Genomic DNA, 24,053 nt, shown 5'->3' on the forward strand with positions numbered 1-24,053 from the left:
GTGTGCCGCGGGGTTCACAGGCCGAGCAGGGCCTCGGCGTTGCGGTGCGCGATCTTCTGCCTATCCTCGTCCGAGACCGGCGCCGACCGCAGGTGGGCCGTCGCCCGCGCACTGTCGGCGAACGGGTGGTCGACCGAGAACATCAGGCGATCCACCCCGAAGGTCTCGATCGCGCACCGCAGGGGCGCATCGGACACGTAGCCCGAGGTGGTCAGGGCGACGTTGCGACGCAGCGTCTCGGCGACCGTGAGCGCGTGGCCCCGCACCACCGGGCCGAGCATGTCCTCGATGCGGTCGATGTGGAACGGCAGGCCCTCGCCCATGTGCCCGACGATGATCGTCAGGTCGGGAAGCTCCTCGAAGACACCGGCGACGACCATGCGCAGCACATGCATTCCGGTCTCGGAATGCCATCCCCATCCCGAGGTGGAGAGGCACTCGGCGGCGGCCGGCTCGAGCCCCGAATAGTAGATCTGCCGCAGCGCGGGCGGCGGCGGGGCGGGATGCAGGTAGATCGGCACGCCGAGGCGGGCCGCAGTGGTCAGCACCGGCCGCACCGACGGGTCGTCGAGGAACACCCCGTTGGTCTGCCCGTGGATCATCGCGCCGACGAAGCCCCGCTCCTTCACACAACGGGTCAGCTCGTCGGCGGCCCGTGCCGGGTCGGTCATCGGCAGCGACGCGAACGCCCGAAAGCGGTCGGGATGCGCCGCGACGGCGTCCGCCAGGCGGTCGTTGAGCGCGCAACTGATCGCGACCGACCTCGCCGGCTCGAGCTCTTGCACGATCCAGCCGAGCGCAGAGAGCACCTGGACGTCGATCCCCGCGGCATCCATGATCCGCAGACGGGCGTCGCCCACCTCATCGAGGTCGGGCAGTTTCGCGCGTGCCCGGGGGCTGAACGACAGGCCTTCGGCGTGCAGGATGTCTCGCGGGAACATGTGCTCTTCGAGCGCGATGATCTTCATGACTCCCCCTGGTCGGTGGTGCCAGACTCGCAGCAGTGCGCGTAGGTGTCCAATGCATTCAGGTGCGGCCCTACTATGAGTGCCATGCATATCGACAACGTCGATCTGAATCTGCTCAGGCCGCTGGAACTGCTGCTGCGCGAGCGGCACGTCTCGCGCGCCGCCGCGCGTGCGAACCTCACGCAGTCCGCGATGAGCCGCGCCCTCGCCCGGCTGCGCGTCGCCTGCGACGACGAACTGCTCGTGCGCACGCCGGGCGGTTACGAACTGACGCCGCGGGCCAGGATGCTGCAGGACGAGCTTGCGACCCTGCTCCCCGCGATCCGCACGCTGTTCGAAGGGACGTCGTTCGATCCTGCGACGGCGAACGATGTGATGCGCGTCGCAGCGTCGGACTACCCCCTGGCGATCCTCGGCGACGACCTGTTCCCCGCATTCACGCGGGAGGCGCCGCAGATGTCGCTGATCGTCACCCCGATGACGCCCACGACCTTCACCGATCTCGATCAGGGGCGCCTCGACCTCGTGCTCACACCGCTGGCGGCTCCCCCGAATCTGCGTCGTCAGCCGTTGTTCGCCGAGGACTTCGTCGGCGTGCTGGCGAGTTCGCATCCGTTGTCGGGCCCCCGGCTCACGGTCGACGATCTCGGCCGTTATCCACACGCGACCGTGGCGGGCATGTTCCCGCAGCAGACGATCGTCATGGACCAGCTCGAGCGGCTCGGCATCCACGCGACCGCCGAGGTGCGAGTGCCGTACTTCACCGCGGCCGTCGCGGCCGTCCGCGGCACCGAGCTCATCGCGGTGCTGCCCCGCCGGTTCGCCGAACGACACCTCGACGCGGCGCTGCGCATCGTCGAGCTGCCATCGGCGATCACCGGCATCGCCTACGGGATGCTGTGGCATCCGCGTCTGGAAGACGACCCCGCACACCGCTGGATGCGGGCCCTGATCGCCCGGGTCGCCGCAGCCGCCACGGGCGAGTAGTGGGCGTCTGCATCGGAAGCGGGTGGCGGAGGGTGTGGGATTCGAACCCACGGGGCATTGCTGCCCACTGGTTTTCAAGACCAGATCCTTCGGCCGCTCGGACAACCCTCCCGACGGCGAACCGTCAGTGCTCGAGTCTATCCATTCGGAACGACGGGATGCCTCCGGCCGGGCGCCCGCTGCGCTCACGCGGCGACCGACTGGGGCCCGCGGCGACCGGGTCGCGCCCGGGGCTACAGGCCCCGGAGGATCGCGGCGACGCCGCCGTCTGTCACCGACAGGGTGGTCTCGCCCGCGGCATCCCGCACCTCTTGCGGGCCCTGCGCCATCGCGACCGCACGGCCGCCGTGCTCGAGCGCCCACCGGAACATGCCCACGTCGTTGCGCCCGTCGCCGATCACCAGCACATGGGCCGGGTCGATGCCGAGCCAGCCGCGCACGTGCTCGAGCGCACTGGCCTTGTCGACCCCCATCGGCGCGATGTCGAGCCAGGCGGTCCATCCGATCGCGTACGACACCTGGTTCAAACCGATCCGGTGCACGAGGTCGACGAAGTCCTGCTCGGTCTGGCCGGGCGAGACGACCACCACACGCGACACCGGCTGGGCGGCGAGCTCGGCGAATGGCACCCGCCGCGCGTTCACCAGGTTCCAGTCGTCCATCGGCTCGGTGTACAGCCGGGTGCCGTCGGCCAGCTCCACCATGTAGTGCGCCTCGGTCACGTTGTCGTGGATCAGACGCAGCACCTCGCTCGGGTCGAAGGTCTCGGTGTGGAACCGTTCGTACCGCAACTCGTCGGCATCCACCCGGCGCATGATCACCGCACCGTTCGAGCACACCACGTACTCCGGGGCGAGCCCCAGCACGCGCAGGATGCCGCGGGTGCCCTCCCAGCTGCGCCCGGTCGCGAGCATCACCTCGTGCCCCGCGCGCTGCGCGTGGGCCACGGCATCCACTACTCCCGGGCTCAGCGACTCGTCCTCGAGGATCACCGTGCCGTCGATGTCGAGCGCGATCAGCAGCCGGGCCGAGACGACCGCGGGGTTCTCAGCATCCCGCGCCGCCTGCTCGACCAGCAGCGCCGTCTCGGCGGCGTCGTCGACCTCGATGCTCCCAGTCTCGGGCAGTCGCGCCGGGTTCACGCCACAGGCTCCAGCACGGCGAGCCCGCCCAGGTACGGGCGCAGCACCTCGGGCACGGTCACCGACCCGTCCGCGCGCTGATGCGTCTCGAGCAGCGCGACCAGCCACCGGGTGGTCGCCAGCGTGCCGTTCAAGGTCGCCACGTGCTGCGTCTTCTTGCCGTCGGGGCGGTACCGGACATCGAGCCGCCGCGCCTGGAACGTCGTACAGTTCGAGGTCGACGTGAGCTCGCGGTACGTGCCCTGCGTGGGCACCCACGCCTCGATGTCGTATTTGCGCGCCGCCGACGAGCCGAGGTCGCCCGCGGCGACATCGATCACGCGGTAGGTCAGACCGAGGTCCTGCAGCATCCGCTCCTGCATGCCCACCAGGCGCAGGTGCTCGGCCTCGGCGTCGTCGGGCGTGGTGTACACGAACATCTCGAGCTTGTTGAACTGGTGCACCCGAATGATGCCGCGGGTGTCCTTGCCGTACGACCCGGCCTCGCTGCGGTAACAGGTCGACCAGCCCGCGTACCGCATCGGCCCGCCGGCAAGGTCGAGGATCTCGCCCATGTGGTATCCGGCGAGCGGCACCTCGCTGGTGCCCACCAGGTACAGGTCCTGCTTCTCGAGCCGGTACACCTCGTCGGAGTGCTGCCCCAGGAACCCGGTGCCGGCCATCACCTCGGGCCGCACCAGCGTCGGCGGGATCATCGGCGTGAAGCCGGCCTCGATCGCCCGGTTCAGAGCCAGCGACATCAGCGCGTACTCCAGCCGCGCGCCGACGCCCTTGAGGAAGTAGAACCGGCTGCCCGACACCTTGGTGCCCCGGTCCATGTCGATCGCGTCGAGCAGTTCACCCAGTTCGAGATGGTCACGCGGCGCGAAATCGAACGTGGGCACCTCGCCGTGGGTGCGCAGCGTGACGAAGTTCTCTTCACCCCCGGCGGGCACCTCGTCGATCACGATGTTCTCGATGCGCGACAGCACCTCATGCGCGTGCTGCTCGGCCTCGGCCACCGCCAGTTGGGCCTGCTTCACCCGTTCGCTCAGGTCCTTCGCCTGGGCGACCAGGGCCGCCTTCTCGTCCTTGGGGGCGGCGGCGACCTTCTTGCCGTGCGCGTTCTGCTCGGCGCGCAGCTGCTCGAACGTCGTGATCGCGGCACGGCGCGCAGCATCCGCCGCCAACGCCTCGTCGACCACCTCGACCGGCTCGCCGCGCTTGGTCTGAGACTGCTTGACCAGCTCGGGATTCTCGCGCAGCAGAACGGGATCGATCATCCGACAAGTCTAGCCAGCGGCATCCGGCACTCTCTCGGCCGGTATCGTGGGGCCATGACGGACGAGGACGGCTCGGCGCGCCGGGCCGCGCTCGTCTACAACCCCACGAAGGTCGACCGGCGCCGGCTTCGGCAGCGGGTCGAGAAGGCCTCGAAGCGGTCGGGGTGGCGGCATCCCCTGTTCTACGAGACGACCCCCGAAGATCTGGGGCAGGATGTCACGGCCCGCGCTCTGCGCGAAGGGGTCGACGCCGTGCTCGTGGCCGGCGGCGACGGCACCGTACGTGCGGTCGCCGAGGCGCTCGTCGACAGCCGGGTGCCGCTGACGATCGTGCCGAGCGGTACCGGAAACCTGCTCGCCCGCAACCTGGAACTACCGCTGACCGACCCCGAGGCGGCGATCCGGGCGGCGTTCGACGGTGAGGTGCGGGAGATCGACATCGGCATGGCGCGGCTCACCCGCGCCGACGGCACGACCGCCGAGCACGCGTTCGTCGTGATGGCCGGCATCGGGCTGGATGCCGCCATGATCGCGAACACCCGCTCGCAACTGAAGCGGTCGGTGGGCTGGGTCGCCTACGTCGACGGCGCCGCCCGCTCGCTGCCGGGGGCGCGCCCGTTCCGAGTCGTGTACGAGCTGGAAGGGCATCGGCTGCACACCACGCGCGTACACAGCATGCTGTTCGCCAACTGCGGGGCACTGCCGGCGGGTATCGAGCTGGTTCCGGATGCCTCCGTGGCGGACGGACTGCTGGATGTCGCGCTGATCCAGCCGAACGGCTGGTTCGGCTGGCTGGGCGTGTGGCGCAAGGTGTGGTGGGACAACTCCGTGCTGCGCCGCACCCGCGCCGGGCGTCGGATCGTGCAGCGGCGGCGAGACACCTCGGTGCGCTACCTGCAGGGGCCGGCGCTCGAGGCGGGCGTCGAGGTGCCGCAGCCGGTGGAGCTGGACGGCGACGAGTTCGGCGAGGCCTCCCGCATCCGGTGCCGGGTGCTGCCCGGGGCGCTGCTGGTCGCGGTGCCGCGCGGGCATCGGGGGTGAGGGGGCACGCCCAGGGAATGGCGCAGCGGCCCGGCGGGTTGCTCCTGACGATGAGCATTGCATCCGGCCCCACCCTGTCCGGCCCCACCCTGTCCGGCCCCGCCCTGTCGGTCCTCGACCTCGTGCCGGTGCGCACCGGGCAGACCAGTGCGCAGGCGGTCGCGGCATCCCTCGACCTCGTCGCCCGCGCCGACGTGCTGGGCCTGCGCCGGTACTGGTTCGCCGAGCACCACAACATGCCGGCGGTGGCATCGACCACGCCGCCGGTGCTGGCCGCCGCGGCCGCGGCACGCACGTCGCGCATCCGGGTGGGTTCGGGCGGCGTGATGCTGCCCAACCACTCGCCGCTCGTCGTCGCCGAGCAGTTCGCCGCGCTCGAGGCGCTCGCACCCGGCCGCATCGACCTCGGCATCGGGCGGGCGCCGGGAAGCGATCCGGTCATCACCCAGCTGCTGCGCATGTCGGGGACCACGAGCGATGTGGAGCGCTTCCCCGACCATGTGCGCGACATCGCCCGGCTGGTCGACCCCGAAGGGGCCACGGTGCAGTTCACCAGCGGCGGCACCTACGACATCCACGCGACGCCGGCGGCGACCACGGCTCCCGAGATCTGGCTGCTCGGTTCGAGCGACTACTCCGCACAGCTGGCGGCAGCCCAGGGCCTGCCCTACGTGTTCGCGAACCACTTCTCGGGCACCGGGCTCGAGCGGGCGCTGGCGCTCTACCGCGACCAGTACCGGCCGAGCCCGCGGCATCCCGAACCCCGTACGTTCCTCACCGCGAACGCCGTCGCCGCGCCGGCGCGTGACGAGGCCGAGGCGCGGGCGCTGCCGCAGCTGCGCAGCATGGCCCGGCTGCGCACGAACAAGCCGCTGCAGCCGCTCGAGACCGTCGAGCAGGCGCAGGCCGCGCCGATGGACGCGATGGCCGACTCGATCATGCAGTCGATGCGTGCGAAGTGGTTCGTCGGCACCGGCGACGAGGTCGCGGCGTCGCTGCGCGATTTCGCCGCGACGTGGGGCGTCGACGAGGTGATGATCTCGCCGATCGCCGGCGCGTACGAGGGCGAGCCGATGGATGCCTCACCCGGCCGGGTGCAGACCCTCGAGCTGCTGGCCGGAGCCCTGGGATAGGGGCCGAAGCGTCGGCTGCCCCCGCAGGTCGTAGGAGTGCGCCTTACTCCCCGGGTTCGCCCGAGATGAGGCCGCGCAGCCAGTCGCGCGCCTCGACGAACACCTCGTCGGCATAGCGGTCGGGGTAGTGCACGATGGCGCGGTCGGCCCGCGGGTACGAGCCCAGGAACACGACCTTCGGGCTGAACCGGCGCAGCCCGAGCAGCGCGTCGGCCATCCGCTCGTCGAACACGTGCCCGTCGGCGTCGACCACGAACCGGTACCGGCCCAGCTCGTCGCCGATCGGCCGCGACGCCAGCAGCGACAGGTTGATGCCGCGGGTCGCGAACTGCTCGAGCATGTCGAGCAGGGCGCCGGGGTGGTCGTCGGGCAGCTCGACGATGAGCGAGGTCTTGTCGGCCCCGGTCGGCGGCGGCGGCGCGACCGTGCGTGCGACCAGCACGAACCGGGTCACCGCGTTCGGATTGTCACCGATGTCTTCGGCGAGCAGCTGCAGGTCATGGTGGTCGAGGATCGCCGGCGGGGCGATCGCCGCGTCGGCGGCGGTGGTGCCGTCGAGCATCTCGACGGCCGCGGCCACATTGCTGGATGCCGGCAGGTGCGCGTGCGCGGGAAGGTTCGCACCGAGCCACTGCAGGCATTGCCCGTACGCGACCGGGTGCGCGGCCACCAGCGACACGTCCTCGAGCCGGACGCCGGGCCGGCCCACCAGCACGAACCGCACGGGCACCAGGTATTCGCCGACGATGCGCAGCCCCGGGATCGTGGCCAGCGCGTCCTGCGTGGTGCTGACCCCGCCGTCGACCGAGTTCTCGATCGCGATCATCGCGGCATCCGCCCGCCCCTCGACCACGTCGGCGAGCGCCTCGGGCACGTTGCGCACCGGGCGCCAGATCTGCCCGCGTGCCTCGGGCACCTGCGCCAAGGCCGCCTCGGTGAAGGTGCCGGCCGGTCCCAGATAGCTGTACGTGCGGCGTTCGGGCGGTGCGGGAGCGGACTCGGTCACCCGCTCAGCCTAGATCAGTGACGCACACCGAAACCGAACGGATCTCACAGTCCCATCCGTGAGCCGAAGAAGGCAGACTGGGGTGATGAGCCGTGCAGGAACCCCCGCCGCCGAATCCGACCTGATCGACATCGACGAGGTCATCAACGCCTACTACGACCTGCGGCCGGACGTCGCGCAGCCCGGCCAGCGGGTGGTGTTCGGCACCAGCGGCCACCGCGGCTCGAGCCTGTCGCGCAGCTTCAACGAGGACCACATCCTCGCCACCACCCAGGCGATCGTCGACTACCGCACCGCGCAGGGCATCGCCGGCCCCCTGTTCCTCGGCCGCGACACGCACGGACTGTCGCGCCCGGCCGAGAGATCCGCGATCGAGGTGCTCGTCGCGAACGGCGTGGACGTGCGCATCGACTCGCGCGACTCGTGGGTGCCGACCCCGGCGCTCAGCCACGCCATCCTCACCTTCAACCGGGGGCGGGATGCCGCAGACCCCGCCCGCGCGGACGGCATCGTCGTGACCCCCAGCCACAACCCGCCCGCCGACGGCGGCTTCAAGTACAACCCGCCCTCGGGCGGGCCGGCCGACACCGACGCGACCGGCTGGATCGCCGAGCGCGCGAACGCGCTGATCGCCGGCGGGCTCGAGGAGGTGCGCCGCACCCGGTTCGCCGACATCGACGCGGGCACGCTGGCGCGGTACGACTTCCGGCAGCACTACGTCGAGGATCTGCGGAACATCATCGACGTCGACGCCATCCGGAGCGCCGGAGTGCGCATCGGCGCTGATCCGCTGGGCGGTGCGTCGGTGGACTACTGGGCGCTGATCGCCGAGATGTACGAGCTCGACCTGACCGTGGTCAACCCCGACGTCGACCCGACCTGGCGGTTCATGACGCTGGACTGGGACGAGAAGATCCGGATGGACCCGTCCTCGCCGTCGGCGATGGCGGCGCTGGTGGCCCGGCGCTCGGAGTTCGACATCCTCACCGGCAACGACGCCGACGCCGACCGGCACGGCATCGTCACCCCCGATGCCGGCCTGATGAACCCGAACCACTACCTCGCGGTGGCGATCGACTACCTGTTCTCGCATCGCCCCCAGTGGCCGAAGGATGCGGCGGTCGGCAAGACCCTGGTGTCGTCGATGATCATCGACAAGGTGGCCGCGTCGCTCGATCGGCGGCTGCTGGAGGTGCCGGTCGGGTTCAAGTGGTTCGTGCCGGGACTGCTGGACGGCTCGGTCGCGTTCGGCGGCGAGGAGTCGGCCGGCGCGTCGTTCCTGCGCACCGACGGCACCGTGTGGACGACCGACAAGGACGGCATCCTGCTGTGCCTGCTGGCATCCGAGATTCTCGCCGTCACCGGCAAAACGCCGTCGCAGCGGTATGCGGAACTCGAGGCCGAGTTCGGCGCGTCGGCGTATCAGCGGGTGGATGCCGCGGCCACGCCCGAGCAGAAGGCCGCGCTGGCTCGACTTGCCCCCGAGGACGTGACCGCGACCGAGCTGGCGGGCGAGCCGATCACCGCCAAGCTGTCGCACGCGCCCGGCAACGGCGCCGCGATCGGCGGGCTGAAGGTGCAGACCGAGCACGCCTGGTTCGCCGCCCGCCCGTCGGGCACCGAAGACGTCTACAAGCTCTACGCCGAATCGCTGCGCGGGCCCGAGCACCTGCGGCAGGTGCAAGACGAAGCCCGCGCCGTCGTGGCCGCCGCGCTCGGCGGGTGATCCGCGCAGCCCGGCCGCGGGTTGGGCGCACGACGGCGGGTGTGTCCCAGAAGATGCGACATGTGACGCCTCCAGCCCGCACCTTCTGAGACACGCCCGCGAGGCATGTCCCAGAACCTGCGACACTCGGACACGACAACCCACACCTTCTGAGACACGCCGGCGCGCGGACTGAGCCACGCCGGCGCGCAGGCCCTCGCGAGCTCCGCACCCGCGCATGCCCTGCGCGCCCGCGCCGGTCGTCCGCACCGGGCAGAATGAAGTGACCGTGATCGAACCGAGCAGCTGCTGCCCGACCGCGTGCGCTTCGCGCCGACGCCCGCCGCTGTGACCCACCGAGGAGTGACATGACCTGGCTTGTGACCGGCGGAGCCGGGTACATCGGCGCGCACATCGTCCGGGCGCTGGCCGCCGCGGGCCTTCAGCCGGTGGTGCTCGACGACCTCTCCAGCGGGCACGCCTCGTTCGTGCCCGAGGGGGTGCCGTTCGTGCGGGGGTCGATCCTCGACCGCGAGCTGGTCGAACGCACGCTGCGCGAGCATGCCGTCACCGGCGTCATCCACGTCGCCGGCTTCAAGTACGCGGGCGTGTCGGTGCAGCGGCCGCTGCACACCTACGCGCAGAACGTCGAGGGCACCCGGGTGGTGCTCGAGGCGATGGATGCCGCGGGTGCGACGAACCTCGTGTTCTCGTCGTCGGCGGCGGTGTACGGCATGCCCGATGTGCCGCTCGTGGTCGAAGACACCCCGAAGCGGCCGACCTCGCCCTACGGCGAGTCGAAGCTCATCGGCGAGTGGCTGATCGCCGACCAGGGCGTCGCGACCGCGGGGTCGCCGCATCCGCTGCGCCACACCTCGCTGCGGTACTTCAACGTCGTCGGGTCGGGCGACCCCCGCGTCTACGACACCAGCCCGCACAACCTGTTCCCGCTGGTGTTCGAGGCGCTGCTGGCCGGGCGCACGCCGAAGATCTTCGGCGACGACTACGCCACCGAGGACGGCACGAACGTGCGCGACTACGTGCATGTGGCCGACATCGCCGCGGCGCACGTCGTGGCCGCGCAGCGGCTGGCCGCGGGCGAGCCGCTGGAGCCGGCGTACAACCTCGGCTCGCAGAACGGGTTGAGCGTGCGGCAGATCATGGACGCCATGGCGCGCGTCACCGGTGTCGACTTCACCCCCGAGATCGCGCCGCGCCGGCCCGGCGACCCCGACCGGATCGTCGCCACCGGCGAGCTCGCCGCCCGCGACCTGGACTGGGCGAACCGGTACACCGTCGACGAGATGGTCCGCTCGGGGTGGGAGGCCCGGAGGGCTGCCGAGGGCTGAGACCCGGGCGGCGGCGCACGGTATCCGTTCACCCGGGACCGCAGGAGCCGCGGCACCCGTTTCGCCGTGCGGCCGGCGACTGAGGCCCGCGGCGGTGGCCGCGGCAACTGTGCACCCGCATCCGTGCACCGGCATCCGTGCACAACTGCGGGGATCTTCGGCGACACGCCGTCAGCCAGGCGGTGCGACCGGCGTGTCTCGCAGAATCTCCGCCGTTGTGTACGCGGGCCCGGCCGGGATGGTCGCGTGTTCAGCCGGCCGGCGACTCAGCGCGGTGCGGGCCCGGTGCTGGCCCGAACGACCAGCTCGGCGGGGATCGTCTCGGCCGCGACCGCGGTGCCGGACTCGATGCCCGCCACGAGCAGCGCGACGGCGCGGGCGCCGAGAGCGTCGAAGTCCTGTCGCACCGTGGTCAGCGGCGGGCGATAGTCCGCGGCATCCGTCACGTCGTCGAACCCGACAACGCTCACCGCACCCGGCACATCGCGCCCCGCTTCGGCCAGCGCCCGCAGCACGCCGAGCGCCATCTGGTCGTTGGCCGCGAACACCGCGGTGACGTCGGTATCGGTCGCCAGACGCAGCCCGGCGGCGTGTCCGGATGCCGCGGACCAGTCGCCGCGCTGCGGCTCGGGCACCGCGGCACCCGCCTGGCCCAGCACCTCGCGCCAGCCGCGTTCCCGCTCGGCCGCGGCGAACGACCCGACGGGGCCGGCGACGTGGTGCACGGTGCGGTGGCCGAGCGCGAGCAGGTGCGCCACGGCGGCGCGGGCACCGGCCGCGTGGTCGACCTGCACGATGCCGAACCGCGGATCGACGGGCGAATCGACCACCACGAGTCGCAGCTCCGGCGGCGGCGCGGCCTGGCGGGCCAGATCGGTGGCCTCGTTGAGCACGATCGCACCGTCCACGCCCTGTTCGCGCAGCCGGGCGAACGCCCCGGCGATGTCGCCCGAGCCGCCCAGGGTCACCACGGTCACGGCGTACCCGCGCGTGGCCGCCGCGTCGGCCACGGCCTGCAGCATCCGCGAATTGCCCACAGTGGCCAGGGTCGCCGCCACCAGTCCGATCGTCTGGGTGCGGCCGGTGCGCAGCGCCCGCGCAGCGCGGTGCGGCCGGTAGCCGAGCTCCGCCATGGCCGCCTCGACCCGGGCCCGGGTGCCGGGATCGACCCGCGGACTGCCGTTGAGCACCCGCGACACCGTCTGCCCCGACACGCCCGCGCGGGCCGCGACATCCGCCATCGACACCCGGTGCCCCGCGGCCGACTGCGACCGCACGACGGGATCCTGCCCCGCGGCGGCGTCTTCCCGCGCGGCGTGCTCCTGCTCCAGCCGCAGCAGCGCGGCGATATCGCGGTCGACCATGCCCACCTCCGATGTCCGTACCGGCCTGCCTGTCGTGCGGGCCGGCTTGCGGGGCCGCCGGTTCGCTGTCCCGGCCTGCATCCGGTGCCGCCCTGGGTTCCACTCCGACTCCGGCGCGGGTCCGAGTCCCGCTCCGGCTTGAGTCCCGAGCCGGCCCGAGTCCCACGTCGGCTCGAGTCCCGTGCCGGCTAGGGTCCCGCGCCGGCCCGAGTCCCGAGCCGGCCCGAGTCCCGATCCGACCCGAGTCCCGTGCCGACCCGAGTCCCGCCCCGGCTCAAGTCCGAGCCAGCCCGAGTCCCGAGCCGGCCCGAGTGTGCACCTCCGCCAAACGCCGGCATGTTGACGATAACACGGCGGCGTTGGTACCGTGTTGACGTGAACATGCATGTCAACGGCACGGCAGTGGCTGCCGTGCCCCTCGGCGCGGGCGTGGTGAAGCGCACCACCCGGCTGGCAGACGGCCGCGAGCTCATCTACTACGACGACCCCGACACCACGCTCGGCCCCGACCGCGCCGTCGACACCCGGATGCTCGACCCGCGCCCCGAGACGGCGCAGATGCGCCAGGACGTGCTCACCGGCGACTGGATCTCGGTCGCCGCGGCACGGCAGAACCGCGCGTTCCTGCCGCCGGCCGAACTCGACCCGCTCGCGCCGCAGACGCCGGCGAACCCGAGCGAGATCCCGGACCGCTATGACGTCGCGGTGTTCGAGAACCGTTCGCCGTCGTTCGGGCCCGCGCTGGCCGAACCGTCCGGCGACGCCCAGGACGGCGCTCCGGCCGCATCCAACCCGCCGCGCGGGCTCGACGACCTCGCCGCGCTCGGCGTCGGCCGGGTGCGCACCGGCGTCGGCCGCTGCGAGGTGGTGTGCTTCAGCCCCGACACGCAGGGCTCGTTCGGCACCCAGTCCGTCACGCGCGCCCGCACCGTCATCGAGGCCTGGGCCGACCGCACCGCGGCCCTGGGCGCACTGCCCGGCGTCGAGCAGGTCTTCCCGTTCGAGAACCGCGGCGAGGCCATCGGTGTTACCCTCGGCCACCCGCACGGCCAGATCTACGCCTACCCCTACGTCACCCCGCGCACGCAGCGCACCCTCGACGCCGTCGACCACACCGCACCCGATCTGTTCGGGCGCATCCTCGAGTTCGAGCGCGCCGACGAGCGGGTCGTGCTCGCGGGCGAGCACTGGACGGCGTTCGTGCCGTTCGCCGCGCGCTGGCCGCTCGAAGTGCACCTGCTCCCCCACCGGCACGTCGCCGACTTCGCCGAGACCAGCGCCGCCGAGCGTGACGAACTCGCCCCGCTCTACCTGCGGCTGCTGCGTGGCGTCGACGCGCTCTACGACACCCCGACCCCGTACATCGCCGCCTGGCATCAGGCGCCGGTGCACGTCGGGCGCGACACCGTGCGACTGCACCTCGAGCTGACCAGTCCGCGCCGCGCCGCCGACAAACTCAAGTACCTCGCCGGCTCCGAAGCCGCGATGGGTGCGTGGATCGCCGACATCCCGCCCGAGACCGCCGCCGAACGGCTGCGAGAGGCGATCGCCGGGGTGATCCTGTGACGCAGGCGACGGATGCCGCAGCCGCCGCCCGCGCGCTGTTCACGGCCCTCTCTGATCATCCGCCTGCCGGGCTGTGGTCGGCGCCGGGTCGGGTAAACCTCATCGGCGAGCACACCGACTACAACGACGGCTTCGTGCTGCCGTTCGCGATCGATCACCGGACGTATGCCGTGGTCGGAATACGCGACGACGACCGTATCCGGGTGGCATCCACCCTCGCCGAGGCCCCGGTCGACGTGCCGCTGGACGTGCTCGACCGGCTGTTCCCGAGCGTCGGCTCGCCGGTCGTGGCGCAGTGGGCCGCGTACCCGCTCGGCGTGGCGTGGGCCCTGCGCCAGGCCGCGACCGCCGGGGGCCGGACCACACCGGCAACGGGCGTCGACATCGCAATCGCCTCGGACGTGCCGGTCGGGGCGGGCCTGTCGTCGTCCGCCGCGATCGAGGGGGCCGTGGCATCCGCCCTCAACGACGTGTGGGGACGGGGGCTCGACCCCGTCGCCCTGGCGCGCATCGGGCGACGCGCCGAAAACGAGGCGGTCGGCGCGCCGACCGGGATCATGGACCAGATGGCGTCGATGCTCGGCCGCCCGGACGCCGCGATCCTGATCGACTGCCGGTCGCTGCACACCGAGGTCGTCGACCTGGGCCTGGACGCCGCGGACCTTGTGCTCGTCGTGATCGACACCCGGGTGTCGCACGCGCACGCCACCGGCGGCTACCGCGACCGGCGCGAGGCCTGCGAGCGCGGCGCGGCCGCCATGGGCGTCGCGGCGCTGCGCGATCTGACCGTCGATGATCTGGCCAGAGCCGAGCGGGCGATGGATGCCACGACCTTCCGCCGTGTGCGGCACATCGTCACCGAGGACCAGCGGGTGCTCGACACGGTGCGCACGCTGCGCGAACAGGGGCCGACCGCGATCGGCCCGCTGCTGGACGCCTCGCACGCCTCGATGCGCGACGACTTCGAGATCTCGACGCCCGAGCTCGACATGGCCGTCGAGGCCGCGCGCGCGGCCGGCGCGATCGGCGCCCGCATGACCGGCGGCGGATTCGGCGGGGCGGCCATCGCGCTGACCCCGCGGGACCGGGTCGACGAGGTCGAGCTGGCCGTGGCATCCACCTTCGACGAGGCCGGATTCGCGCCGGCGCACGTGTTCACCGTCGTCCCGTCCGACGGCGCCCGCCGCGACGAGTAGCGCGCACCGGGTTTGGGGCGGATCTGTGCGGATTCGCCTGCACAGATCCGCCCCAAACGCACAAATCCGCCCCAAACCGGGTGGGAGGGCCGGCCGGTGCCACCGGGCCCGGCCGGTGGGCCCGAGCCGAGCCGGGTGGGAGAGTGGGCGCCATCCGGGTGGGCCCGAGCCGAACCGGGTGGGAGAGTGGGCGCCATCCGGGTGAGCCCACCCCAAACCGGGCGGGAGAGGCCCGGCCGGTGCCGAAGGGCCGGGAGATCTCCCGCATCGTCGGTTTATCGTGTGGGTATGCCTGTCACCGAAGACCGTCGCCGCGGTTCCTACGCGAAGGGGATCGCCAAGCGGGAACAGATCCTCACCCGCGCGCTCGACGTGATCGCCCGCGAGGGGGTCGCTGGCGCGTCGGTGAAGCAACTCGCCGCGGCAGTGGGACTCAGCCAGGCCGGCCTGCTGCACTACTTCGATTCGAAGGAAGAGCTGTTCACCGCGATCCTGCGCAAGCGCGACGAGGTCGACGTGGCCGAGTTCGACACCCCGGGCCCGGCGTCGCTGGGCGAACGGCCGATGACCTTCGACGAGCTGCGGAAGGGGTACCTCGGCGTCATCCGGCACAACAGCGAGGTGCCCGGGCTGGTGCAGTTGTTCTCACGACTGGCCGTCGATGCGGCCGACCCCGAGCATCCCGCCCACGACTTCTTCATCGATCGCGGCCGCGGACTGCGCTCGAGCTTCGAGCATGCCCTCGCCGCAGCGCAGGCAGACGGCACGCTGCGCGACGACATCGACCCGGCCGTGTTCGCCCGGGTGTTCCAGGCGGTCGCCGACGGGCTGCAGGTGCAGTGGATGCACGAGTCCGACGTCGACATGGCCGCCGTGGTCGACGCCCTGTTCGACGCGCTGTCGACACAGCCGGCCGCCCCGCAGGCCGCCCCGACGCACACGCAGACGCAAGCGCAGACGCAGGCGCAGACGCCGGCACAGCCGGCCGCCCCGGCACAGGCGCAGGCGCAGGCACAGGCGCAGGCATGACCGGCGACAGTGGCGCCCCGATCGTCACGACCGACACGGGCCGGGTGCGCGGCGTGTGGCGCAGCGGCTCGGCGGCGTTCCTGGGCATCCCGTTCGCCCAGCCGCCGGTCGGCGAGCGGCGGTTCGCGGCACCGGTGCCGGCCGAGCCGTGGGACGGTGTGCGCGACGCGGTGGAGTACGGTGCCACGCCGCAGCGCGGTGAGCCGGGCATCACCCTGATCCCCGAGCCGAGCGTGCCGGGCGCGAGCACGCTGAACGTGAACGTGTTCACCCCCGACCCGGGCGCCGCCGGCCTGCCGGTGCTGGTGTGGATCCACGGTGGCGGGTTCACCGCAGGATCGCCGGCGAGCCCGTGGTACGACGGTCGCGCGTTCACCCGTGACGGCGTCGTGACCGTCACCGTCTCGTACCGGCTCGGCTTCGACGGGTTCGGACACATCCCGGGCGCGCCCGCGAACCGCGGGGTGCGCGACTGGCTCGCCGCGCTGGAATGGGTGCAGCGCAACATCGCCGCATTCGGCGGCGACCCGGCGCGTGTCACCATCGCCGGGCAGTCGGCCGGGGGCGGCGCGGTGCTGACACTGCTCGGGATGCCACAGGCCCAGCACCTGTTCCACGCGGTCTGGGCGATGTCACCGGCCGTGGCGAACGTCTCACTCGAGCGTGCCGCGACCGTGTCGGCCAAGCTCGCCCGGCTCGGCGGCGTGCCCGCCACCCGCGAGGGGTTCGCGTCGCTGGACGAGGCGACGCTGCACCGCCTGCAAGAGCAGGCGGCCGCACCCGAGTCGGATGACGCCCTCGCGGGCATCACCGACCTGCTCGGCGCCGGGCTGCCGCTGGGACCGATGCTCGACGGCGACCTGCTGACCGAGCCCACCCTCGAGGCGATCGGGCACGGCATCGGAGCGGACAAGCCCCTGGTGCTCGGCGCGACCGACGACGAGTTCACGATGGCCACCGACCCGCTGCGCGCGAAACTGCGGTTCGTCCCGGCCGGGATGGCGCTGCGCCGGCTGGGCCTGCGCGGCCCGGCGATGCGGACCTACCTGGCCGCGAACCGCGCGCGGCGACGCCGCGGCACCGCCGCTGCGGTCGGCCGGTACGTGACCGACACGATGTTCCGCGCCCCGATCGTGCGGGTGGCGACGGCGCGGGCGCAGGCACCCACCTGGGCGTACCGGTTCACGTGGGTGTCGCCGTCGATCGGCTGGGCGTGCCACTGCGTCGACGTGCCGTTCTGGTGGGACTGCCTGGACAGCCCCGACGGCATCGCGCACCTGTGCGGCCCGCGCCCGCCGCAGGCGCTCGCCGACATCGTGCACGGCACCGCCGTCGGGTTCGTGCGCGAGCACGATCCGGGGTGGACGCCGTGGTCGCGGCATCCCGGCGCCACCCGCCTCTTCGGCGTCGCGCCGTCGGACGCCGACATGGACCGCGACGGCTACGCGTCGGTCGCCGCACTGGTCCAGGCCGGCATCAGGCCAGCGCGGGGATGACCTCGCGGGCGAACAGCTCCCAGCCGCTGGTCTCGTACGCCAGCTCCGGGAAGTAGTGGATGCTGTAGCCCAGCCCGTGCTCGATGCGGCGCGAGAGGTTCTCGACGACCTGCTCGGGGGTGCCGAACGCATCCGAGGCCAGATAGTCGCGCTCGATCGCATCGGCGCGCTCCGGGCCGACGTGCGGCAGCAGCCGGGCCTTCACGGCGGCCAGGCGATCGCGCGCCTCGGCCTCGGTCGGCGCGACGATCGTGTTGAAGTTGGTCGACCGCACGATCTCGGTCTGATCGCGGCCGAGCGCCGCGCAGTGGCCGCGCAGCGCGGCATCCTTGCGGCCGAACTCTTCGAGCGTGCCGGCGAAGTTCGTGTACGAGGCGTACTGCGCGGCGATCTTCAGCGTGACCTTCTCGCCGCCGCCGGCGACCCACATCGGGATGCCACCGGGTTGCACCGGCAGCGGGCGCACGATCGCGCCGTCGACCTGGTACTCGCGCCCATCGAGCGTCGCGGTGCCGGTCGTCCACGCCTGGCGCATGATCTCGACGCCCTCGCGCAGCTTGCGCAGCCGCTGCGGCACCTCGGGGAACCCGTAGCCGTACGCCCGCCACTCGTGCTCGTACCAGCCGCCGCCGATGCCCATCTCGACGCGGCCGCCCGAGATGTGGTCGACGGTCGCGGCGACCTTCGCCAGGTACGCCGGGTTGCGGTATCCCATGCACGTGCACATCTGGCCGAGCCGGATGCGGGAGGTGGATGCCGCGAACCCCGCCATCAGCGTCCACGCCTCGTGCGTGGCCTCCTCGCTCGGCACCGGCGTGGTGTGGAAGTGGTCGTACACCCACAGCGACTCCCACGGCCCGGCATCGGCCTGCTGTGCGAGGCCGCGCATGGTGCTCCAGTGCTCTGCCGGGTCGATGTCGACCAAATCGAAGCGCCAGCCCTGAGGAAGGAAGGTTCCGAATCGCATGGGGTCAGCCTACGACCCCACCGGTCCGGCCGGCTCGCGCACCGAGGCCTGCGGCATCCGCCCCCGCATCACGGCGATCGCGTCGGGATTGTCGTCGATGAGCACGGCGTGCCGGCCGAGGGATGCCGCGACCGCGCCGGTGGTGCCGCTGCCGGCGAACGGGTCGAGCACGCGGTCGCCGGCCCGGCTCGACGCGGCCACGATGCGGCGCAGCACCCCCTCGGGCTTCTGCGTCGGATAGCCGGTCTTCTCACGGCCGGTCGTGGGCACGATGGTGTGCCACCACACGTCGGTGGGCAGTTTGCCGCGCGCGGCCTTTTCGGGCGTGACCAGGCCCGGCGCCATGTAGGGCTCGCGGTCGACGGCGTCGGAGTCGAACCAGTACCGCGCAGGGTCCTTGACGTACACGAGGATCGTGTCGTGCTTGGTGGGCCAGCGACGTCGGGTCTTGGCGCCGTAGTCGTAGGCCCACACGATCTCGTTGAGGAACCGGTCGCGGCCGAACAGCGCGTCCAGCAGCACCTTGGCGTAGTGCGCCTCGCGGAAGTCGAGGTGCAGGTACAGCGTGCCGTCGTCGGCCAGCAGCCGCCAGGCCTCGCGCAGCCGCGGCTCGAGGAACCCCCAGTAGTCGTCGAACCGGTCGTCGTAGGCGCGCAGGTCGCCGCGCAGCCGCTCGTACTCGCGGCCGTGGAAGCCGCGATGCCGGGCCGGCTCGGCGGGGTGGCGTGCAGAACTCCTCCGATCCGGTGCGGATGCGTCCGTTTCGGGGCCTGTCGCGGCGTCGGGCGTCGATTCTGGAGGAGTTGTGCACGCCGGCGCCACGGCTCGCGCGGTGGCGACCGCCCGATGCCGCACGCGGCCGGTGTTGAACGGCGGATCCAGGTAGACGAGGGTGAACGCCCCGTCGGGCATCTGCCGCATCACGGTCAGGTTGTCGCCGTGGTGGATCTCGACGGTGCCGGCCGCGGGGGCCGGGCCCGCGGCATCCACATCGGTCACGGCACCCGGTGCAGCCAGGCGTCGGTGGCGAACTTCGTGCGCACCAGGTCTTCGGCCTCGGCGTACTCCTCGTCGGTGATGTGCCCGGTGCTCGCGCCGTACAGGGTCGAGAAGGTGTCGATGAACCGCTCGATGATGGCCTCGCGCGGCAGCCCGGTCTGGCTGCGCAACGGGTCGACGCGCTTGGCGGCCGAGACGGTGCCCTTGTCGCTGAGCTTCTCGCGGCCGATGCGCAGCACCTCGGTCATCACCTGACCGTCCATGTCGTAGCTGAGCGTGGCGTGGTGCAGCACGCCGCCGCCGGCGAGCCGCTTCTGGGCGGCGCCGCCGATCTTGCCGCTCGGGCCCGCGATGTCGTTCAGCGGCTGGTAGACCGCATCGATGCCGAGCGAGCGCAGCGCGTGCAGCACCCAGTCGTCGAGGAACGCGTACGAATCGGCGAAGGTCATGCCGGCGACGAGGGATGCCGGCACGTACAGCGAGTACGTCACGATCGAGTTCGCGCCCATCATCATCGCGCCGCCGCCCGAGATGCGCCGCACGACGTCGTACCCGTGCCGGCGCGCGCCCTCGGGATCGACCTCGTTGCGCAACGACTGGAACGAGCCGATGACCACGGCCGACTCGTTCCACTCCCACATCCGCAGCGTCGGGTTGCGACGCCCGTCGCCCACGCGCATGGTGAGCACCTCGTCGAGCGCGAGGTTCATGCGCGGCGAGACCGGGCCATCGTGCACGACCTCCCAGTCGAAGTCGGTCCACCCGGGTGCGACGACCAGGGCCCGGCGCACGGCGGTGCCCACCGCCTCGGGCGTGAACCCGAGCAGCACCGCGCCGGCGGGAAGCGCGGCGCGCACGGCGCCGGCGATCGTCGCGGCGTCGGCGGTGTCGGGCAGCCCGTTGACGGCGGCGTCGATGTCGGCCAGCGCGTCGTCGGGTTCGAGGAAGAAATCGCCCGCGAGGTGGAAATCGGCGATGCGCCCGTCGCGCACCTCGAGGTCGACGACGACGAGCTTGCCACCGGGAACCTTGTACTCACCGTGCATGCGTCCAGGCTATCTTTCGACGACGAGACCGGGCGCCGGGGCGCCGACCCGTCCGATTCGGCACCCGCCCGATTCGGCGTGTGCCCCGATTCGGCTTGTGCCCCGATTCGGCTTGTGCCTCGATTCGGCACCGCCCGATTCGGCGGAGGCCCCGATTCGGCGTACACCCAGTGCGCACCGATAGACTGTGCCCACGGCGTCTTCTCGCCGTTGCGTCGTCGATTACGCTTGCACACCTCCCCACCCTCGAGACTCGAGCCCGGGCCGAGCGTGTGCGCTCTTTCTCGAACGGCGAACCGATACGCGAATCCGCGTCGTCGCCACCCGCGCCCGTTCGGCATCCTCGCCCGCGTGCGCCTTCCCGAAAGCACACATGCCTTCCTTCCTTTCCCTCGGCGTGCCCGAGACCCTCGCCGACGTCCTGTCCGCAGACGGCAAGACCGAGGCCTTCCCGATCCAGCGAGACACGCTGCCCGACTCGCTCGCCGGCCGTGACGTGCTCGGCCGCGGCCGCACAGGCAGCGGCAAGACGATCGCGTTCGCGCTGCCGCTGGTGGCCCGGCTCGCCTCATCGGGCACCGTCACCCGCTCCCGCCGGCCGCGTGGGCTGGTGCTGGCCCCGACCCGCGAGCTGGCCACCCAGATCGCCGCGACGGTGCGGCCGTTGGCGGATGCCGTGGGCCTGACCGTCACGACCGTGTTCGGCGGCGTCAGCCAGAAGCCGCAGGAGCAGGCGCTGGGCCGCGGCGTCGACATCGTCGTGGCCTGCCCCGGGCGCCTCGAAGACCTGAAGAAGCAGGGCGTCGTCGACCTCGGTGCCGTGGAGATCACCGTGCTCGACGAGGCCGACCACATGGCCGACCTGGGCTTTCTGCCGGGCGTGACGCGGATCCTCGCCGCGACGCCGGCCGATGGGCAGCGGCTGCTGTTCAGCGCGACCCTCGACCGCGGCGTCGACAAGCTCGTCGCGCGGTTCCTGCACGACGCGGTGTCGCACTCGGTCGACGACGCGTCGGTGCCGCAGGGCGTCATGACCCACCGGGTGTTCACCGTGCCCGACGGCGACGCCAAGACGGCGCTGGTGCGCCACCTGGCGTCGGGGCGCGGTCGCCGCATCCTGTTCACCCGCACCAAGCACCAGGCCAAGCGCCTGGCCAAGCAGCTGACGGCGTCGGGCATCCCCGCTGTCGACCTGCACGGCAACCTGTCGCAGAACGCACGCGAGCGCAACCTGGCCGCGTTCGGCGCCGACCCCGCCGCCGGCGGGGTGCGGGTGCTGGTGGCGACGGATGTCGCAGCCCGCGGTGTGCACGTCGACGACGTCGAGCTCGTGGTGCACGTGGACCCGCCCGTCGAGCACAAGGCGTACCTGCACCGGTCGGGCCGCACCGCCCGGGCCGGGGCGGAAGGCGTCGTGGTGACGGTGGCCCTGGCCGAGCAGCGCCGGGACGTGGTCGATCTGCTGCGCGCCGCGAAGTTGAAGGCGCCCTTCGAACAGGTGACGGCGCAGGATGCCACCGTCTCTGCGCTTGTCGGCGAGCCCGCCGCGCATGTCGCCCCGACCGCTGCCGCTGCGGCGCAGGGGTCGGCCCAGGGCGCAGGACGCGGCTCGTCCCGCGGCTCGTCGCGCAGCGGCGGATCGTCGCGCGGTTCCGCGCGCGGCGGTGCCCCGCGGCGCCCCGCGGCCGAGCAGTCCTCGACCACCGAGTCCGGGTCGGGGCGCCGCCGCCGGCGCGGCTCCGGCTCCGGCTCCGGCTCCGGCGAGTCGGCGGCCCGCGAGGCGGCGGCCCGCGGCACCGGCCGATCCGGCGCAGGTCGTGACGCGGGCGGGCGTTCTACCGCCGGCCGCGGCACGGGTGCCGGCGAGCGCGGCGGTGCGGCACGCACCGGGCACGGCTCGGGTGGCCGTACCACCGCGCGGGCGACCGGCGCACAGCAGGGACGGACGGCGTCGGGTGCCCCCACGATCGGGGCGACCGTCGGCAGCATCCGTCACGGCTCGCGTCGCGCGTCACACCCCGGCGGCCGCTGAGCGCACCGCCGGGACGGACGGCGTCGGGCGTCCCCACGATCGGGGCGACCATCGGCAGCATCCGTCACGGCTCGCGTCGCGCGTCACACCCCGTCGGCCGCTGAGCGCACAGCCGGCTCCTCGCGCGGGCTACTCGCGCACCGGGAAGCGGTTGTCGAGCCAGGCGAGCACGTCGGCGCGCACCTCGGCCTGCACGAGCTCGTTGAACAGCTCGTGCCGGGCGTCGGGGTAGACGAGCGTCGTCACATCGGTCAGGCCCGACCGGGTGCGGTAGGCGTCGGCGAGCCGGTGCACGCTGCGCGGCCCACCGACCGGGTCGTCGCGCCCGACGATGAGCAGCAGCGGGATGTCGCGGCCGAGGTCCTTGCGCGGGCGGCCGAACAGGCGCGCGGCGTCGAGCGGCCCGAACAGCCGCAGCAGCGGCACCGACGTGGTGAGCGGGTCGTCCAGGAACTCCTGGGCCACCCGCGGATCGGTCGACAGCCACTCCAGGCCGGTGGCATCCTTCGTCTTCCAGTTCGCGTTCAGATCACCCGCGTTCAGCGCTCCGGGCACGCGCAGGGCCGAGCCCGACAGGATGACCGCGTCGAACGCGTCGGGGTGCTCGTTCACGAGGATCTGGGTGAGGAACGACCCCCACGAGTGGCCGAGGGCGACCAGCGGCAGGTCGGGGTTCTCGTCGCGGATCAGCTGCGTGAACATCCAGCACGCGTCGACCGCCGCCCGGTGTCCGCCCGGGCCGAGGTGCCCCAGTCGGGCCGGGTCGCCGTGCTGGCGCATGCCGGTGCGGCCGTGCCCGCGGTGGTCGTCGGCGTACACCGTGTACCCGTCGGCGGTGAGCGCGTCGATCAGGGCGCCGTAGCGGCCGGCGTGCTCGCCGACACCGTGCAGCAGCTGGACGACCGCCCGCGGCGTGGTCTTCGCCGGATGCACGTCGTAGACGATCGCGATGCCGTGTGCGTCGGTGAACTCGGCCATGGTCCGAGCCTATCGGCCGCCCGCCCCGGCCACGGGTCGAGGATGCCGGGCCGACCACGCCGTGCCCCGCCGGCCGAGCCGGCCCCGGTCGTGCGCAACCGTCCCCGGCCGTACACAACGGCGGGGATTCTGACCGACACGCCGGGCCCCGCGGCATCCCACCCGGCGTGTCGCCGAAAATCCCCGCAGTTGTGCACACCGGCCGGCACCGCCCGGCACCGCCCGAGACCCCCCCGACACCGCCGACGGCCGCCGACACAGCCCGACATCAGCCCGCCGGACGAACCCCAAATTTACTTAGCAAGACTAATAAGCTAAGCTAAACATCCGTATGAGTGATGCGCGTGAGACCGACGAGATCCCCGAAGAGGATGCCGAAACCGCCCGCGATCTGAGGATGGCCACGTTCCGCCTCAGCCGGCGGCTGCGCTCCGAGCGCGCCCTCGACACGATGACCGACGCGCAGTTCGCCGTGCTGGCGACCCTCAGATCCCACGGGCCGCACACCCTCGGCGAGCTCGCCGAACGTGAGCGGGTCACCGCGCCGTCGATGAACCGCACCGTCAACTGCCTCGAAGAGCTCGGCTGGGTCACCCGCACCCCCGACGAGGTCGACCGGCGCAAGGTCAACATCGAGATCACCGACGCGGGCCGTGCGCTCGTCGCCGAGACGGTGCGCCGGCGCGACCTGTGGCTGGCGCACGTGGTCGCCGGGCTGGCACCCGCGCAGCGCCGCACCCTGGCGAAGGCCGCCGCGATCATGAGCGAGGTGGCGGCGCGATGAAGG

20 protein-coding genes and 1 tRNA gene are annotated in these 24,053 nt (G+C 72.4%); 11 read left to right on the forward strand and 10 right to left on the reverse strand.

Annotated elements, in window-relative coordinates; all coding sequences use genetic code 11:
* Window positions 1-14: 14 nt before the first annotated feature.
* Window positions 15-968 (reverse strand): amidohydrolase family protein, encoded by a 954-nt coding sequence (locus H577_RS0103610; RefSeq protein ID WP_029144796.1) that lies wholly within the window; start codon window positions 966-968, stop codon window positions 15-17.
* A gap of 84 nt (window positions 969-1,052) precedes the next feature.
* Here H577_RS0103610 and H577_RS0103615 point away from each other — a divergent pair, with 84 nt between their 5' ends.
* Window positions 1,053-1,955 (forward strand): LysR family transcriptional regulator, encoded by a 903-nt coding sequence (locus H577_RS0103615; protein WP_029144797.1) that lies wholly within the window; start codon window positions 1,053-1,055, stop codon window positions 1,953-1,955.
* A 23-nt stretch (window positions 1,956-1,978) separates the two neighbouring features.
* Here H577_RS0103615 and H577_RS0103620 read toward each other — a convergent pair.
* The 3 genes from H577_RS0103620 to serS form a co-directional block, all read right to left on the reverse strand.
* Window positions 1,979-2,066 (reverse strand) — tRNA-Ser (locus H577_RS0103620).
* Window positions 2,067-2,188: 122 nt separating this feature from the next.
* Window positions 2,189-3,097, reverse strand: a complete 909-nt coding sequence (locus tag H577_RS0103625; RefSeq protein WP_029144798.1) for an HAD family hydrolase — start codon at window positions 3,095-3,097, stop codon at window positions 2,189-2,191.
* Complete coding sequence (serS, locus tag H577_RS0103630; RefSeq protein ID WP_029144799.1) at window positions 3,094-4,359, reverse strand: serine--tRNA ligase; 1,266 nt, start codon at window positions 4,357-4,359, stop codon at window positions 3,094-3,096. The genes H577_RS0103625 and serS overlap by 4 nt, the downstream gene beginning before the upstream one ends.
* A gap of 54 nt (window positions 4,360-4,413) precedes the next feature.
* Between serS and H577_RS0103635 the strand changes: the two genes are divergently transcribed.
* A complete protein-coding gene (locus tag H577_RS0103635) occupies window positions 4,414-5,400 on the forward strand; it encodes a diacylglycerol/lipid kinase family protein (RefSeq protein WP_029144800.1) in 987 nt (328 codons plus the stop codon).
* Window positions 5,401-5,450: 50 nt separating this feature from the next.
* Entirely contained in the window at window positions 5,451-6,533 is a 1,083-nt protein-coding gene (locus H577_RS0103640; RefSeq protein ID WP_051191773.1) for an LLM class flavin-dependent oxidoreductase, read from the forward strand.
* Between the two features lie 43 nt (window positions 6,534-6,576).
* Here the strand turns inward: H577_RS0103640 and pheA are convergent, their stop codons facing one another.
* Window positions 6,577-7,539 carry a prephenate dehydratase gene (gene pheA, locus H577_RS0103645; RefSeq protein WP_029144802.1) on the reverse strand — a complete coding sequence of 321 codons (963 nt, stop codon included), beginning with the start codon at window positions 7,537-7,539 and terminating at the stop codon, window positions 6,577-6,579.
* A gap of 85 nt (window positions 7,540-7,624) precedes the next feature.
* On the opposite strand from pheA, the gene pgm reads away from it, so the two are divergent.
* Complete coding sequence (pgm, locus tag H577_RS0103650) at window positions 7,625-9,265, forward strand: phosphoglucomutase (alpha-D-glucose-1,6-bisphosphate-dependent) (RefSeq protein WP_029144803.1); 1,641 nt, start codon at window positions 7,625-7,627, stop codon at window positions 9,263-9,265.
* Between the two features lie 347 nt (window positions 9,266-9,612).
* Window positions 9,613-10,593, forward strand: coding sequence for a UDP-glucose 4-epimerase GalE (gene galE / locus H577_RS0103655; RefSeq protein WP_029144804.1), 981 nt, complete (start codon window positions 9,613-9,615; stop codon window positions 10,591-10,593).
* Between the two features lie 266 nt (window positions 10,594-10,859).
* On the opposite strand, the gene H577_RS0103660 is transcribed toward galE, so the two are convergent.
* Window positions 10,860-11,834, reverse strand: coding sequence for a LacI family DNA-binding transcriptional regulator (locus H577_RS0103660; protein WP_029144805.1), 975 nt, complete (start codon window positions 11,832-11,834; stop codon window positions 10,860-10,862).
* Between the two features lie 504 nt (window positions 11,835-12,338).
* On the opposite strand from H577_RS0103660, the gene galT reads away from it, so the two are divergent.
* The 4 genes from galT to H577_RS0103680 all read left to right on the forward strand — a co-directional run bounded on the left by galT (window position 12,339) and on the right by H577_RS0103680 (window position 17,244).
* A complete protein-coding gene (gene galT, locus H577_RS0103665; protein WP_029144806.1) occupies window positions 12,339-13,523 on the forward strand; it encodes a galactose-1-phosphate uridylyltransferase in 1,185 nt (394 codons plus the stop codon).
* A complete protein-coding gene (gene galK / locus H577_RS0103670; RefSeq protein ID WP_084515774.1) occupies window positions 13,520-14,719 on the forward strand; it encodes a galactokinase in 1,200 nt (399 codons plus the stop codon). Before galT ends, galK begins: the two co-directional genes overlap by 4 nt.
* A 288-nt stretch (window positions 14,720-15,007) precedes the next feature.
* A complete protein-coding gene (locus tag H577_RS14970; RefSeq protein WP_084515775.1) occupies window positions 15,008-15,748 on the forward strand; it encodes a TetR/AcrR family transcriptional regulator in 741 nt (246 codons plus the stop codon).
* A complete protein-coding gene (locus H577_RS0103680) occupies window positions 15,745-17,244 on the forward strand; it encodes a carboxylesterase/lipase family protein (RefSeq protein WP_029144808.1) in 1,500 nt (499 codons plus the stop codon). Before H577_RS14970 ends, H577_RS0103680 begins: the two co-directional genes overlap by 4 nt.
* On the opposite strand, the gene H577_RS0103685 is transcribed toward H577_RS0103680, so the two are convergent.
* The 3 genes from H577_RS0103685 to lplAB form a co-directional block, all read right to left on the reverse strand.
* Complete coding sequence (locus tag H577_RS0103685) at window positions 17,225-18,211, reverse strand: LLM class F420-dependent oxidoreductase (RefSeq protein ID WP_029144809.1); 987 nt, start codon at window positions 18,209-18,211, stop codon at window positions 17,225-17,227. The two genes, H577_RS0103680 and H577_RS0103685, sit on opposite strands and share 20 nt — an antisense overlap.
* A 9-nt stretch (window positions 18,212-18,220) precedes the next feature.
* Window positions 18,221-19,132, reverse strand: a complete 912-nt coding sequence (locus tag H577_RS0103690) for a DNA-methyltransferase (protein WP_156876559.1) — start codon at window positions 19,130-19,132, stop codon at window positions 18,221-18,223.
* Between the two features lie 74 nt (window positions 19,133-19,206).
* Entirely contained in the window at window positions 19,207-20,256 is a 1,050-nt protein-coding gene (gene lplAB, locus H577_RS0103695; protein ID WP_029144811.1) for a lipoate-protein ligase LplAB, read from the reverse strand.
* A 373-nt stretch (window positions 20,257-20,629) separates the two neighbouring features.
* On the opposite strand from lplAB, the gene H577_RS0103700 reads away from it, so the two are divergent.
* Window positions 20,630-22,288 (forward strand): DEAD/DEAH box helicase, encoded by a 1,659-nt coding sequence (locus tag H577_RS0103700; RefSeq protein ID WP_029144812.1) that lies wholly within the window; start codon window positions 20,630-20,632, stop codon window positions 22,286-22,288.
* Between the two features lie 129 nt (window positions 22,289-22,417).
* On the opposite strand, the gene H577_RS0103705 is transcribed toward H577_RS0103700, so the two are convergent.
* Window positions 22,418-23,266, reverse strand: a complete 849-nt coding sequence (locus tag H577_RS0103705; protein WP_029144813.1) for an alpha/beta fold hydrolase — start codon at window positions 23,264-23,266, stop codon at window positions 22,418-22,420.
* Window positions 23,267-23,597: 331 nt separating this feature from the next.
* Here H577_RS0103705 and H577_RS0103710 point away from each other — a divergent pair, with 331 nt between their 5' ends.
* Window positions 23,598-24,050 (forward strand): MarR family winged helix-turn-helix transcriptional regulator, encoded by a 453-nt coding sequence (locus tag H577_RS0103710; protein WP_029144814.1) that lies wholly within the window; start codon window positions 23,598-23,600, stop codon window positions 24,048-24,050.
* Window positions 24,051-24,053: the final 3 nt, after the last annotated feature.

This window comes from Microbacterium luticocti DSM 19459, assembly GCF_000422405.1.
Taxonomy (GTDB): Bacteria; Actinomycetota; Actinomycetes; order Actinomycetales; family Microbacteriaceae; genus Microbacterium; species Microbacterium luticocti.